At 71.6% G+C, this 13,588-nt stretch carries 15 protein-coding genes; 6 read left to right on the top strand and 9 right to left on the bottom strand.

The features are described from left to right. Positions 1-11 precede the first annotated feature (11 nt). Positions 12-1,988, top strand: a complete 1,977-nt coding sequence (gene pknB, locus ACIBQZ_RS33590; RefSeq protein WP_396092859.1) for a Stk1 family PASTA domain-containing Ser/Thr kinase — start codon at positions 12-14, stop codon at positions 1,986-1,988. Beyond that, a complete protein-coding gene (locus ACIBQZ_RS33585; protein WP_396092858.1) occupies positions 1,979-2,848 on the top strand; it encodes a deoxyribonuclease IV in 870 nt (289 codons plus the stop codon). Before pknB ends, ACIBQZ_RS33585 begins: the two co-directional genes overlap by 10 nt. 46 nt (positions 2,849-2,894) lie before the next feature. On the opposite strand, the gene ACIBQZ_RS33580 is transcribed toward ACIBQZ_RS33585, so the two are convergent. Next, positions 2,895-3,521, bottom strand: coding sequence for a TetR/AcrR family transcriptional regulator (locus ACIBQZ_RS33580; RefSeq protein WP_396092857.1), 627 nt, complete (start codon positions 3,519-3,521; stop codon positions 2,895-2,897). Positions 3,522-3,615: 94 nt separating this feature from the next. Here ACIBQZ_RS33580 and ACIBQZ_RS33575 point away from each other — a divergent pair, with 94 nt between their 5' ends. After that, complete coding sequence (locus tag ACIBQZ_RS33575; protein WP_396092856.1) at positions 3,616-4,173, top strand: cysteine hydrolase family protein; 558 nt, start codon at positions 3,616-3,618, stop codon at positions 4,171-4,173. Between the two features lie 7 nt (positions 4,174-4,180). On the opposite strand, the gene ACIBQZ_RS33570 is transcribed toward ACIBQZ_RS33575, so the two are convergent. The 3 genes from ACIBQZ_RS33570 to ACIBQZ_RS33560 form a co-directional block, all read right to left on the bottom strand. Beyond that, complete coding sequence (locus ACIBQZ_RS33570; RefSeq protein WP_396092855.1) at positions 4,181-5,200, bottom strand: threonine aldolase family protein; 1,020 nt, start codon at positions 5,198-5,200, stop codon at positions 4,181-4,183. Next, the gene (locus ACIBQZ_RS33565; protein WP_396092854.1) at positions 5,193-6,599 is read right to left on the bottom strand and encodes a class II 3-deoxy-7-phosphoheptulonate synthase; all 1,407 of its coding nucleotides are present in this window, start codon (positions 6,597-6,599) and stop codon (positions 5,193-5,195) included. Before ACIBQZ_RS33565 ends, ACIBQZ_RS33570 begins: the two co-directional genes overlap by 8 nt. 71 nt (positions 6,600-6,670) lie before the next feature. Beyond that, on the bottom strand, positions 6,671-8,137 hold the full coding sequence (locus ACIBQZ_RS33560; RefSeq protein ID WP_396092853.1) for a glycosyl hydrolase family 18 protein: 1,467 nt from the start codon (positions 8,135-8,137) through the stop codon (positions 6,671-6,673). A gap of 171 nt (positions 8,138-8,308) precedes the next feature. Between ACIBQZ_RS33560 and ACIBQZ_RS33555 the strand changes: the two genes are divergently transcribed. After that, complete coding sequence (locus ACIBQZ_RS33555; RefSeq protein ID WP_396092852.1) at positions 8,309-8,845, top strand: glutathione peroxidase; 537 nt, start codon at positions 8,309-8,311, stop codon at positions 8,843-8,845. Continuing rightward, positions 8,842-9,519 (top strand): DUF429 domain-containing protein, encoded by a 678-nt coding sequence (locus ACIBQZ_RS33550; RefSeq protein ID WP_396092851.1) that lies wholly within the window; start codon positions 8,842-8,844, stop codon positions 9,517-9,519. The genes ACIBQZ_RS33555 and ACIBQZ_RS33550 overlap by 4 nt, the downstream gene beginning before the upstream one ends. Here ACIBQZ_RS33550 and proC read toward each other — a convergent pair. From proC to ACIBQZ_RS33535, 3 genes are all read right to left on the bottom strand, one after another. Next, on the bottom strand, positions 9,516-10,328 hold the full coding sequence (gene proC / locus ACIBQZ_RS33545) for a pyrroline-5-carboxylate reductase (RefSeq protein ID WP_396092850.1): 813 nt from the start codon (positions 10,326-10,328) through the stop codon (positions 9,516-9,518). The two genes, ACIBQZ_RS33550 and proC, sit on opposite strands and share 4 nt — an antisense overlap. Positions 10,329-10,393: 65 nt before the next feature. After that, positions 10,394-11,422, bottom strand: a complete 1,029-nt coding sequence (locus ACIBQZ_RS33540; RefSeq protein WP_396092849.1) for a 6-phosphofructokinase — start codon at positions 11,420-11,422, stop codon at positions 10,394-10,396. A gap of 40 nt (positions 11,423-11,462) precedes the next feature. Further along, positions 11,463-11,822, bottom strand: coding sequence for a pyridoxamine 5'-phosphate oxidase family protein (locus ACIBQZ_RS33535; RefSeq protein ID WP_396092848.1), 360 nt, complete (start codon positions 11,820-11,822; stop codon positions 11,463-11,465). Between ACIBQZ_RS33535 and ACIBQZ_RS33530 the strand changes: the two genes are divergently transcribed. Further along, on the top strand, positions 11,811-12,026 hold the full coding sequence (locus ACIBQZ_RS33530; RefSeq protein WP_396092847.1) for a PLDc N-terminal domain-containing protein: 216 nt from the start codon (positions 11,811-11,813) through the stop codon (positions 12,024-12,026). The two genes, ACIBQZ_RS33535 and ACIBQZ_RS33530, sit on opposite strands and share 12 nt — an antisense overlap. Positions 12,027-12,039: 13 nt before the next feature. Here the strand turns inward: ACIBQZ_RS33530 and ACIBQZ_RS33525 are convergent, their stop codons facing one another. Together ACIBQZ_RS33525 and ACIBQZ_RS33520 are read right to left on the bottom strand one after the other, a co-directional pair. Beyond that, positions 12,040-12,282, bottom strand: a complete 243-nt coding sequence (locus ACIBQZ_RS33525; RefSeq protein WP_396092904.1) for a pyridoxal-phosphate dependent enzyme — start codon at positions 12,280-12,282, stop codon at positions 12,040-12,042. 806 nt (positions 12,283-13,088) lie between these two features. Continuing rightward, positions 13,089-13,577 (bottom strand): polyadenylate-specific 3'-exoribonuclease AS, encoded by a 489-nt coding sequence (locus ACIBQZ_RS33520; protein ID WP_396092846.1) that lies wholly within the window; start codon positions 13,575-13,577, stop codon positions 13,089-13,091. Positions 13,578-13,588: the final 11 nt, after the last annotated feature.

Here is a 13,588-nt window from a genome sequence, read left to right as displayed (position 1 = left end):
ACTTCACGCCGATGGACACGACTGTCGCCGACACGTTGATCGGCACGACGATTGACGGGCGCTACCGGATCACCGGTCGCGTGGCCCGTGGTGGCATGGCGACTGTGTACACCGCCGTGGACGGCCGGCTCGAACGCACCGTGGCGCTGAAGATCATTCACCCGTCACAGGCAACCAACGTGCACTTCGTCGACCGGTTCACCGACGAGGCCAAGACGATCGCCCGGCTCACCCACCCCAACGTCGTCGCCGTCTACGACCAAGGCCGCCACCAGGGCCTGCCGTACCTGGTGATGGAGTACGTGCAGGGCCGCACGCTGCGCGACCTGCTCACCCAGCGGCGCCGGCTGAACCCGGTCGAGGCACTGGCCATCCTGGAGCAGATGCTCGCCGCCATCGCCGCCGCGCACCGCGCCGGCCTGGTGCACCGCGACGTGAAGCCGGAGAACGTGCTGGTCGCCGAGGCGCCCAGCGGCGGCATCGCCAACCTGGTCGACAGCGTGGCGAAGGTGGCCGACTTCGGCCTGGCCCGCGCGGTCGAGGCCAGCACCACCGACGACTCCGGCCAGCTCATGGCCACGGTCGCGTACGTGGCGCCCGAGCTGGTCACCGACGGGCACGCGGACGCGCGCACCGACGTCTACTCGGCCGGCATCGTGCTCTTCGAGATGCTCACCGGCCGGGTGCCGTACGACGGCGACGAGCCGGTCGAGGTGGCCTGGCAGCACGTCGACAACGACGTCCCGGCGCCGTCCAGCATCGTCAAGGGCCTGCCCACCGTGCTCGACGAGCTGGTCGCCCGGGCCACCCGCCGCGACCCCGGCGCCCGCCCCACCGACGCCGGCGCGATGCTCGCCGAGGTGCAGGTGGTCCGCGACGACCTGGGCGCGGCGAACGTGGAGACCGCGCTGCTGCGCCAGGTGCCCGCCCGCCCGCCGGCCGCCGACGCCACCGCGCTGGTGCCCGCCATCACCTCCGTCCTGCCCCCGGCGCGCGGCGACCGGCCCCCCTGGGCCCGCCTGCCCGAGCAGGGCACCGTCTCGCGCGGCGGCCAGCGCCGGGCCGGGCCACCGGCCGCGGCGGGCGGCCTGGCCGGCCTGATCGACCGGCTCCGCAACGACCGCCACCAGGCGCTGATCCTGGCCGCCGTGGTGCTGATGGTGTTCGTCGTCGTCGCCAGCACCTGGTGGGTCACGCTCGGCCGCTACACCGACACCCCGCAGCTGGTCAGCATGAGCCGGGCGCAGGCCGAGCAGGTCGCCGCCAAGGAGGGCTTCGAGCTGCGCATCGGCGACGGCGCGTTCAGCGAGAACGTGCCCAAGGACGTGGTGCTGAGCCAGGACCCGGCGGCCGCCGAACGGATCATCAAGGGCGGCGCCGTCACCCTCACGCTGTCGCTCGGCCCCGAGCGCTACCCGGTGCCCGACGTGGTCGGCATGGAGCTGGCCGCGGCCCGCGGCGAGCTGGAGGGCACCAAGCTCAAGGCCAAGGAAGGCACCGGCAAGTACAGCGACTCGATCCCGCAGGGCGTGGTCATCTCCACCGACCCCAAGGCGAACGCGCAGCTCAAGCCCGGCGCCACCGTCACGCTCGTGGTCAGCAAGGGGCGGGCGCCGATCACCGTGCCCGACCTCAAGGGCAAGAACATCAACGACGCCCGGGCGCAGGCCCAGCAGCTCGGCCTGACCGTGGTGGAGCAGTACAAGGACAACGACCAGCCCGCCGACCAGGTCATCGACCAGTCCCCGGCCCCGGGCACCGGCGCCGAGAAGGACGACGAGATCAAGCTGGTGGTCAGCAAGGGCCCGCCGCAGGTCTCCGTGCCGGACGTCAACAACCAGCCGTGCCAGCAGGCGAAGGCCACGCTGGAGGCCCAGGGGCTGCGGGCCCGCCTGGACTTCAACCCGAACGGGCTGGTCCGGGTGCAGAACCCGGCCGCGGGCTCCCCGGTGCCGCCGCAGACCGAGGTGGTGCTGACGTGCGCGTGAGCCGGCCGGTCGGCTCGCACACGAAGACCTCGGGTGGCCTGGCCAAGGCGGCACTGCCGTACGTGGACGCCGCGGGCTCCGAGGCGCTGCAGGTGTACGTGTCGAACTCGCGGGGCTGGGCGCTGCCGCCGGGCGACCCGAAGCAGGACACGCTGTTCCGGGACGGCTGCGGTGAACGCGGGCTGCCGGCGTACATCCACGCGTCGCTGCTGGTGAACCTGGGCTCCCCCACCGAGCAGACCGTGCAGCGGTCGGTGGAGACCCTGGAGCACGCGCTGCGCCGCGGCGCCGCGATCGGCGCGACGGCGGTGATCTACCACGCGGGCAGCTCGGTCGACCCGGCCCACGACGACAAGGCCCTGCATCAGGTGGGCGAGGCGCTGCTGCCGCTGCTGGACGTGGCGGCGGCGCGGGGCCTGCCGAAGGTGCTGGTGGAGCCGAGCGCGGGCGGCGGGCGCAGCCTGGCGTCGAAAGTGCAGGACCTGGGGCCGTACCTGGCGGCGGTGGAGCACCACCCGTGGCTGGGCGTGTGCTTCGACACCTGCCACGCCTGGGCCGCCGGGCACGACCTGGCGACGCCGGGCGGCATGACCGAGACCCTGGACGCCCTGGTGGCCACCGTCGGCCCGGGCCGGCTCCAGCTGATCCACGCCAACGACTCGAAGGACGAGTGCGGCTCGACCCGGGACCGGCACGAGACCATCGGCGCGGGGCGGATCGGCACCGCGGCGTTCGCGGAGCTGCTGGCCCACCCGGCGACCGCCGGCGTCCCGGTGATCGTGGAGACCCCGTCGGGCCACGAACACGAGGGCCACGCCGCGGACATCGCGCTGCTCAAGAGCCTCCGCCCGCAGCGGTGACCGAGCCCCGGCCCGGGATCACCACGGCACGGCGGTACGTCCCGGATCAGGTGCCGGCCGACCCCGGCAGGTAGTCCCCGCCTCCGGACGGGGGCGCGAGCAACCCGTCGACGACCGCGCGCAGCGGCCCGAGCAACTCGTCGGCGGTCGCGCCGGCCAGCGGCTGCAGACCGACCGCGGACCGCACCACGGCGATCCCGACCCCGAACGCGACCAGCAGCTGGGCCCGCAGCAGGCCGTCGTCGCCCGGCTCGGCCACGTCGAGCACCTGCCGGCTGAAGTCCGCCAGGGCCTGCCGGCGCAGGCTGTCCACCCGTTCGTCGCCGCTGACCCGCAGCAGCATCAGCACCGGGTGCTCGCCGTGCTCGGGCCGGCCGCCGGCCGACAGCTGGTGGCTCAGCGCCTCGGCCAGCGCGGCGCGGTCCCCGGGAAACTCCCCCGGCCCGCCGACGAACCGCGGCGTGCTCGCGAGGGCCGCCTTGAACAGGCCCTCCTTGGCGTCGAAGTACCGCTTGACGAGGGCCGGGTTGACCCCGGCGTCGGCGGCCACATCCCGCAGCGTGGTGCGGTCGTAGCCGAGGCGCTCGAAGCGGCTGCGCGCGGCGTCCAGCAGCGCCTGGCGGGTGGCTGCGGCATCCCGCTTGCGCGGCCCGGCGCCGGCTGAACTGGTCACCGCCCCAGCCTAACGTAAGTAACCACTCGTTGACATGACCGTCCGGGGCAAGTAATCATGTGTTGACTTGTCGCCGATCCGGAAGGGGCTGACCGTGGCCAAGCAAGCCCTGCTCGTCATGGATGTCCAGAACGCCGTCGTGGCCCGCTACCCCGATCCGGCGTACCTGCCGCGCCTGCGGGAGGCGATCAGCACGGCCCGGGCGGCGGGCGTCCCGGTGCTCTACGCGGTCGTCGGGTTCCGCCCCGGAGCCCCGGAGGTGAGCACCCGCAACAAGATGTTCGGCGGCCTGGCCCGCAACCCGGCAGCGGCAGCGGCGGGCGGCCCGCAGGCCATGGAGATCCACCCCGAGGTGGCACCCGAACCCGGCGACATCATCGTCACCAAGCGGCGGGTCAGCGCGTTCGCGGGCAGCGACCTGGAGCTGGTCCTGCGGGCCGGGGGCTTCGAGCACCTGGTGCTCACGGGCATCGCAACCAGCGGGGTGGTGCTCTCCACGCTGCGCCAGGCGGCCGACCTGGACTACGAACTCACCGTGCCGGCCGACGCCTGCCTCGACGCCGACCCCGAGGTGCACCGGGTGCTGACCGAGCAGGTCTTTCCCCAGCAGGCCACCGTCACCACCGTCGCCGCCTGGCAACCCGACGACTGACCACCGGTCAGGAGAGCAGCTCCCGCAGCACCCCGGCCGCCTCCTCGATGCCCTCGTCGTCCACGTCCAGGTGGGTCACCAGCCGCGCGGTGCGCGGCAGCATCGCCGCGATCAGCACCCCTCGCTCGGCCGCCGCCGCGGCCAGGGACGGGGCGTCCAGCGCCGACTTCGTCAGGTCCAGCGGCACCAGGTTCGTGCGCACCCGCGCCGCGTCGACGACCCCGCACGGCTCCAGCGCCTCGGCCAGCCGCCGGGCCCGCGCATGGTCCTCGGCCAGCCGGGCCACGTGCCGGTCCAATGCGTGCAGTCCGGCCGCCGCCAGGATGCCGACCTGGCGCATGCCGCCGCCCAGCCGCTTGCGCAGCAGCCGGGCCTGCGCGATGCGGGCCGCGCTGCCGACCACCAGCGAGCCGACCGGCGCGCCCAGGCCCTTCGACAGGCACACCGAGAGCGTGTCGAAGAGCCGGCCGTACTCCGCCAGCGGCACGGCGTCCGCGATGTGCGCGTGCCAGATCCGGGCGCCGTCGCAGTGCAGCGCGATCCCGGCGGCGTCCGCCACCGCGCGCAGCAACCGCAGGGTCGCCAGGCTGGTCACCCCGCCCCCGCCGAGGTTGTGGGTCTGCTCGACGGCGATCGCCCGGGTCGGCACCGACGGGTAGCCGGCCGGGCGGATCATCGCCTCGATCTGCGCCACGTCCAGGGCCGCGCCGGTCGACGGCCAGGTGCGGGTGGAGATGCCGCCGAGCGCGGCGGCGGCGCCCATCTCGTACGTGACCACGTGCGCGTCCGCGCCCGCCAGCAACTCGCCGCCCGGGGGCACGACCAGCTGCAGCGCGATCTGGTTGGCCATCGTGCCGGACGGGGCGAACAGCGCCGCCTCGTGCCCGAACAGCTCCGCCACCCGGCGCTCCAGCGCGATCACCGTCGGGTCGTCGCCGAAGACGTCGTCGCCCACCGCCGCCGTGGCCATCGCCTCGCGCATGGCCGCGGTCGGCCGCGTCACCGTGTCGGACCGCAGATCAACCACGCAGCATCTCCGCGACCAGGAAGGCCAGCTCCAGGCTCTGCTGGGTGTTGAGCCGCGGGTCGCAGGCCGTCTCGTAGCGGTCCGGCAGGTCGAGATCCTCGATGCCCTGCGCGCCGCCCAGGCACTCGGTGACGTCCTCGCCGGTCAGCTCGATGTGGATGCCGCCCGGGTGGGTCGCCAGCCCGCGGTGCACCTCGAAGTAGCCGAGCACCTCGTCGACCACCCGGTCGAAGTGCCGGGTCTTGTAGCCGTTCGACGACTCGTGGGTGTTGCCGTGCATCGGGTCGCACTGCCACACCACCTTGGCGCCGGTGGCGGTGACCTTCTCCACGATCGGCGGCAGCGCGTCGCGCACCTTGCCGTTGCCCATCCGGCTGATCAGCGTGAGCCGGCCCGGGATGTTCTCCGGGTTGAGCTTCTCGCACAGCTCGATCGCGGTCTCCGGGCTGGTGCCGGGGCCGAGCTTGACACCGATCGGGTTCGCGATGCGGCTGATGAAGTCGATGTGCGCGTGGTCGAGCTGCCGGGTGCGCTCACCGATCCACAGGAAGTGCCCGGACAGGCCGTACGCCTTGCCGTCGGAGACCCGGGTCAGCGCCCGGTCGTACTCCAGCGCCAGCGCCTCGTGCGAGCAGTACAGGCTGACCGTGCGCAGCGCCTCGTCCTCGGTCATGCCGCAGGCCCGGATGAAGTCCAGGGCGCGGTCGATCTCCCGGGCGATCGCCTCGTAGCGCTCGCCGGCCGGCGAGGCACGGACGAAGTCCTTGTTCCAGTCGTGCAGGCCGGCCAGGTCGGCCAGCCCGCCCGACAGGTACGCCCGCAGCATGTTCATCGCCGCGGCCGAGTTCGCGTACGCCCGGATCATGCGCTGCGGGTCGGCCACCCGCGCGGCCTCGTCGGCCTCCAGCGAGTTGATCAGGTCACCGCGGTACGCCGGCAGCCCCAGCGAGTCCGTCGCGGCGGACCGGGGCTTGGTGTACTGCCCGGCGACCCGGGCCACCTTGACCACCGGCATCGAGGCGCCGTACGTCAGCACGACCGCCATCTGCAGCAGCGTGCGCGCGTTGGCCAGCAGGTGGCTCTCGGTGTTGTCGGCGAAGGTCTCCGCGCAGTCGCCGCCCTGGAGCAGGAACGCGCGGCCCTCGCAGACCTCGGCGAGCCGGTGCCGGAGCTGGTCGACCTCGTACGGCGCCACGATCGACGGGACGGTGTCGAGCACCCGGCAGACCGAGGCGACCTCCGCCGGGTCGGCCCACGGCGGCATCTGCAGGCGCGGGAGGTCCCGCCACCGGTCCAGCCCCAGCGCCGAGTCCTCGGCGGAGTCGGTAGACGGGCGGGACGTCTGCAGGGCGGTGGTCCCGACCCCGGGATGACTGAGCTGATGCCACTCTCGGCGCATGTCAGAAGCCTATCCGCGCAACAAAAGAGGGGCGCCGGGAGGACCCCGGCGCCCCACTTCCTAGGACTGGATCAGTTGAGGCCGTTCTTGATGGCGGTGATCAGTTCGCCGTTGGCGGTGTCGCCGGAGAACTCCCAGAAGAACGCCCCGCCGAGACCCTGCTGCTTCGCGTAGGTCATCTTGCCGGCGATGGTGCTCGGGGTGTCGTAGCTCCACCAGTTGCTGCCGCACTTGGCGTACGAGGTGCCGCCGACGGTGCCGGTGGGCGGGCAGCTGTTCTTGAGGACCTTGTAGTCCTCGATGCCGGCCTCGTAGGTGCCCGGCGCCGCGCCGGTGGCCGAGCCGCCCGGTGCGGTCTGGGTGACGCCGGTCCAGCCGCGGCCGTAGAAGCCGATGCCGAGCAGCATCTTGTTCGACGGGACGCCCTTGCTCTTCAGCTTCTGGATCGCCGCGTCGGACCAGAAGCCCTGCTGCGGGATGCCGGCGTAGGAGGTCAGCGGCGAGTGCGGGGCGGTCGGGCCCTGCGCGGCGAACGCACCGAAGTAGTCGTAGGTCATCGGGAAGACGTAGTTGAGCTTCGCGATGCCCGACGCGTAGTCGGCCGCGTCCAGCTTGCCGCCGTTGGAGCCGTCGGCCGAGATCGCCGAGGTGACCAGGAAGCTCTGGCCGAACTTGTTCCGCAGCGCGCTGATGACGTTGTTGTACGAGGCCGGGCCGGACGCGTCGCAGCTCAGGCCACAGGCGTTCGGGTACTCCCAGTCGACGTCGATGCCGTCGAAGACGTCCGCCCAGCGGGAGTCCTTGACCAGGTTGTAGCAGGAGTTCGCGAATCCGGTCGGGTTCGCGGCGGCCTGGGTGAAGCCGCCGGACCAGGTCCAGCCGCCGAACGACCAGATCACCTTGATGTTCGGGTACAGCTTCTTGAGCTTGCGCAGCTGGTTGAACGAGCCGCGCAGCGCGCCGGTGTCCCAGGTGTCGGCGACGCCGTCGACGCTGTCCGCCGCGGTGTAGGCCTTGTCGTAGTCGGCGTACGCGTCACCGATCGAGCACTGGCCGCCGGTGGTGTTGCCGAAGGCGTACAGGATGTGGGTCAGCTTGGCCGCCGAGCCGCTGGTCACCAGGTTCTTGACGTGGTAGTTGCGGCCGTAGACGCCCCACTCGGCGAAGTAACCGACGACGGCCTTGCCGGCCGGGCCGGTGGTCGGCGGGGTGGTCGGCGGCGTCGTGGGCGGGGTGGTGGGCGGCGTGGTCGGGGGCGTGGTCGGCGGGGTGGTGGGCGGCGTGGTGCCACCGCAGGCGCCCTTGTCGGCCCAGACGCCCCACTCGCCGCTCGCGGTCGGGACCTCGTTGGTGGTCCACCACTTCGCGGTGTAGTTCTTCGACTGGTACGAGACCTGGTTGTCCTTGACGTACACCGCCGAGGAACTCCAGGCGGGGGCACAGGCGACGGCGGCGGATGCCTGGACCATGGGTACCGCAGCGGAGGCGACCGCCACGATGGCCCCGGCCCATAGGGCGCGGCGGAGGGATTTCTTCACTGCGTCTCCTCAAGAACAGTTAGGAAACTTTCCAAAGGGAAGTTGAAGAGACGGTAGTCACATCTATGAACATCAGTCAAGAAGGTCATCGCAGATTAAGCGCGACCTTAACTTTTCCGGAGTGAGCGCCACCGCGTGCACTCAATCGCGCACAGCGCGTAGTCTGCCGTCATGACCATCTTTGCCGTCGACATCCAGGCGCTCGCGGGCGGACCGGCCGATATGGATCGCTACCGCGACCATGTCGTCCTGGTGGTCAATGTGGCCTCCCGCTGCGGCCTCACCCCCCAGTACGCCGGCCTGCAGGCCCTCGCCGACACCTACGCCGACCGGGGCCTGGTGGTCCTGGGTGTCCCGTGCAACCAGTTCGGCGGGCAGGAACCCGGCAGCGCGGCGGCCATCGAGGACTTCTGCCGGGTGAACTACGGCGTGACGTTCCCGCTGACCGAGAAGGTGGAAGTGAACGGGCCCGGGCGCCACCCGCTCTACCGCGAGCTGGTCGGCGACGGCCCGGACATCCAGTGGAACTTCGAGAAGTTCGTGGTCGGCCCGGACGGCACGGTCGCCGGCCGCTTCGCCCCGCAGACCGACCCCCAGGACGGCGACCTCATCGCCACCATCGAGAAACTGCTCCCCCCGTTCCCCCCGTCCGACCACCCCGCCACCACCCCTGACCGGACTGAAGACGGTCCATTGAGCCGCCGATGAGCCTCCACGTGATCGGCGTCGACGCCTACGCCCTCGGCTGGGTGGGGGTGGAGCTGCGCGACGGCGCGTTCGGCCGGGCGATGCTCGCGTCCACCCTGTACGAGATCGTCGCGGGCAGCTCCGGCGCGGCCGTGATCGGCGTCGACATCCCGCTCGGCATGCTCCCGGACCGCTGGCGCGCCGCCGACACCCTCGCCGCCGACCAGCTCGGCCCGCGCCGCAGCAGCATCTTCCGGGTGCCGCCGCGCGCGGTCTGGCAGGAGGGCGACTTCGCCGCCGCCAACCGGCGCTGCCGCGAGCTCACCGGCGCCGGGCTCAGCCGCCAGTCCTGGGCGATCCGGCCCAAGCTGCTCGAGGCCAACGCCATCTGGGAACGGCACCCGGGGCTGCTCTTCGAGGCGCACCCCGAGGTGTCGTTCCGGCAGATGGCGGGCGAGCCGCTGGCGTACGCGAAGAAGACCTGGACCGGGCAGGCCCGCCGCCGGGAACTGCTGGCCCGGCACGGCATCAAGCTGCCCGACCAGCTCGGCCCGGCCGGTCAGGCCCCGCCCGACGACATCCTGGACGCGGCCGCGGTGGCCTGGAGCGCGCACCGGATGGCCACGGGCGCCGCGCTCAGCCACCCCAGCCCGCCGGAGGAGAACAACGGCACCCGCATCGCCATCTGGTACTAGTTCGCCTGCGCCGCGATCTCCCGCGCCCGGTCCCGGGCGGCCTCCAGGGCGGCCAGCATCGCCGCGCGGACCCCGTGCTTCTCCAGCTCGCGGATCGCCGAGATGGTCGTGCCGGCCGGCGACGTGACCGCCTCGCGCAGCTTCACCGGGTGCTCGCCGGAGTCGCGCAGCATGATGGACGAGCCGATCGCGGTCTGCACGATCAGGTCGTGCGCCACCTGCCGCGGCAGCCCCAGCAGGATGCCGGCGTCGATCATCGCCTCGACCAGCAGGTAGAAGTAGGCGGGGCCGGAACCGGACAACGCGGTCACCGCGTCCTGCTGGCTCTCGGGCACCCGCAGCGTCTTGCCGAGCGGCTGGAAGATCTCCTCGGTCAGCGCCAGGTGCTCGTCGGTCGCGTACGGGCCCGCGGAGATCACCGTCATCGCCTGGTCGACCAGCGCCGGGGTGTTGGTCATGACCCGCACCACCGGGATGCCACCGGGCAGCCGCTCGGTGAAGAAGCTCGTCGGCAGGCCCGCGCAGAGCGACACCACCAGCTTGCCGGGCGGCACCTTCATGCCGAACTCGTCCAGCAGCTTGCCGGCGTCCTGCGGCTTGACCGCCACCAGCAGCACGTCGGCCTGGGTGACGGCGGTCAGGTTCAGGGTGGGGCGGATGCCGTACCGCTCGGCCAGCTCGGCGGCCCGCTCCGGGCGCCGGGTGGTGGCGATGAGCTGATTGGCCGGCCAGCCGGCCCGCAGCAGGCCGGAGAGGACCAGCTCGCCGAGCTTGCCGGCGCCGATCACCGCGATCATGTGGTTGCCCATCGGGACCCTTCGGAACGGAAAAAGGGGGCGACCGACGGCCGCCCCCTTGATGAAGAACCGTCGGCTCAGCTGCCGAAGAAGACCTCGGCCTCGTCGTACCGCGAGATCGGCACGGTCTTGAGCTCACCGGTGCCGTCGGCGAGCGGGACGCGGACGATGTCGGTGCCACGCAACGCCATCATCTTACCGAAATCGCCCTCGTGGACGGCGTCGATCGCCTGCAGACCGAAGCGGGTCGCGAGGACCCGGTCGAACGCCGTGGGGGTGCCACCGCGCTGGATGTGACCGAGGACGACCGTGCGGGCCTCCTTGCCGGTCTTCTCCTCCAGCTGCTGGGCGAGCCACTGGCCGATGCCGCCGAGGCGGACGTGGCCGAACGCGTCGAGCTCCTGGTTGTGCGTCACCATCTGGCCCTCGAGCGGCTGCGCGCCCTCGGCGACCACGACGATGGGGGCGTACTCGACCTGGAAGCGCTTGGTCACGTAGGTGGCCACCTGCTCCACGTCGAAGTTGCGCTCCGGCAGCAGGATGACGTTGGCGCCACCGGCGAGGCCGGCGTGCAGCGCGATCCAGCCGGCGTGCCGGCCCATGACCTCGACCACCAGCGTGCGGTGGTGCGACTCGGCCGTGGTGTGCAGCCGGTCGATGGCCTCCATCGCGATGTTGACCGCGGTGTCGAAGCCGAAGGTGTAGTCCGTGGCGTTCAGGTCGTTGTCGATCGTCTTCGGCACGCCGACGACGTTCACGCCCAGGTCGTTGAGCTTGGTCGCGACGCCGAGGGTGTCCTCGCCGCCGATCGCGACGAGCGCGTCGACGCCCTGCTCGGCCAGGTTGGCCTTGATCCGCTCGACACCCCCTTCGATCTTGAAGGGGTTGGTGCGGGAAGAGCCCAGGATGGTGCCGCCGCGCGGCAGGATCCCCCGGACCTCGGCGATGCCGAGGGGCTTCGTGAGGCCCTCCAGGGGGCCCTTCCACCCGTCGCGGAATCCGACGAACTCGTGTCCGTAAGTGGCTACGCCCTTACGAACCACCGCCCGGATCACCGCGTTCAGACCGGGGCAGTCGCCGCCGCCGGTGAGCACGCCGATACGCATGATGCTCGTCCTCCCTGATCGGGTCGCGAGATGCCCGCCTTCACCAGGAGAACGGTCGTCCGGCTGCACTGCCGGGGTCCCGGGGCGGGCCGCAAGCGCACTGTAGTCGCCGCGCCCCACCCGAGCCAAAACGCCCCGCTACAACCGCACGGTTTCGTTCCCGCCCGCACCAGCACTCGGCGGTTTCAGCATGCACCTTGATCAACCTCAGGTCCGGCGTTTCCAGGCCCTCCGGGAACCAGGCCTTGAGCATGGGATTCCACAGCTCCTCGACCTTGGCCCGGTCGTGCCTGGTTGCATGGCACAGACCGTCGCTCCCGCCGAACGCGAGGTCCGTGCGGGGACAACCCCGCGTCGCTAAGGTGACGGAAAGCGACCGGGAGGCATCATGGCGAAGCACCCCTTCAGCGAACTCCCCCGATGGCAGCAGATCGGCACCCTGGTGCTGGCCCCCATCGAAGTGATCCTCACGGTGACCGCGGCGGTGGACCTGGCCCGCCGGCCGGCCGACCGGATCCGCGGCCCGAAGGCCCTGTGGTGGCTGGGCATCCTCGTCCAGCCGGTGGGCCCGATCGTCTACCTGAAGTGGGCCCGCCGCCGCTGACCGGCGAGCCGGATCAGCGGACCCACCGGTGATAGGCGTCCAGGTCGACGTTGCTGCCGCAGACGATGGTGGTGAGGTGCCGGCCGGCGAAGCGGTCACGGTCCTCCAGAACGGCCGCGACACCGAGCGCCGCCGAGGGCTCGACGACCAGGCCGGCCCGCTCCAGCAGCATCCGCATGCCCAGCACGATGGACTCCTCGCGAACCAGCACGGCGTCATCGACCACCGCGAGAAGATCGTCCAGGACGGCGGCGATCGGAACCCGGCCGGCGACGCGAACCTGGCCGCGTCGAGCGCCGGTGGCCGACAGACCGACACATCAGCACCGCATCGCGGTCAGCGCGACGGTTACGCGACTGACGAATCCCCCGTCTCTCGGCGAGACAGACATCGCCCGAGGCAAATCGGCGGACCTTGCAGCACTTACGGCTCGCTCCACACCCCTCGACTTTCACCATTCCTGGATCACGGCCCGCCGCGCCTCGGCTGGTTGCCGTTTTCATCCGGCATGAGGGATATGACCTCTGGAGGTGTGTGGCGTTGGCGAGGGCGGAGAGCGTCATATCAGGAGGAAAGGGGCGTGAGTTGTGGACCTTGTAGCGGTGTGGTTCGGCTGGATCGTTTTAGCTCACCAAGATCTGCAGGAAGGCTGCCGCTGAGGCCGCGACGGCACTGCACGGCGAAAGTCGAGCGAACCCCACCGCTACAAGATCCAAACCGAAACGCAGCGACGGCCCGGCAGGCGAGGCACAGCCAACACGACCACCCGGATCGGTCGATGGCCGGCCGGCACGGCGAGCAGTCGAGGCACCGCAGGCCAGGCACAACGGGCAGCCGCGGCGTGGTGGGCCTTGTCGCCCCGCGGCCCGCTCGGCGCACCCCAGTGCTCCAAGATCGGCGAGGGTGACCAGCCCCACCATGCACCCAACCGGCGGCAGACCGGAGAAACCATGCACCCAACCGGCGGCTGAGCGGAGAAACCATGCAACCAGCCTGCGTTCGGCGGGAGCGACGGTCTGTGCCATGCAACCAGGCACGACATCCGGAATTTGATCTGGAGGTTCAGCCGCCCATGGCTCGCCAGCGGGCGAGGTTGTGCTTCGCGTCGACCAGGGCGTCGTGGCGGCCCTCGGCGGTCGGCAGGGCCGGCCGGCCGAGGTCGTCCCAGCGCTGGCGGAGGTCCTTGGTGAAGCGGGGGATCTCGCGCGGCAGCGCCGGCATCGCGCCCCACAGCTGGGCCAGCGCCACGTGGTCGTAGGCCGCGTACCAGGCCCACAGCTCGATGGTCTCGTCGCGGCCCTGGATCGGCTCGCGCATGAACGCGTGCAGGTCGTCGCGGATGCGCTCGCGGGAGCGCCACGCCGGGTCGGCCGGGGACGGCAGCTTGTCGAGCACGTTGCGGCGCACCCAGGGCACCGCCCGGGTGTCGTCGAACTCGGTCGAGACCGCGTAGAACTCGCGGCCGAACTCGTCCACCATGCCGATCGAGACGAGGTCGACGGTGCGGCCGTCCTCGATGAATTCGCAGTCGTAGAAATACCGGTAGGCCATCGCGGACATCC

This window comes from Actinoplanes sp. NPDC049599 (assembly GCF_044465625.1).
Classification (GTDB): Bacteria; Actinomycetota; Actinomycetes; order Mycobacteriales; family Micromonosporaceae; genus Actinoplanes.
This window is presented reverse-complemented; position numbering and strand designations above follow the sequence as displayed.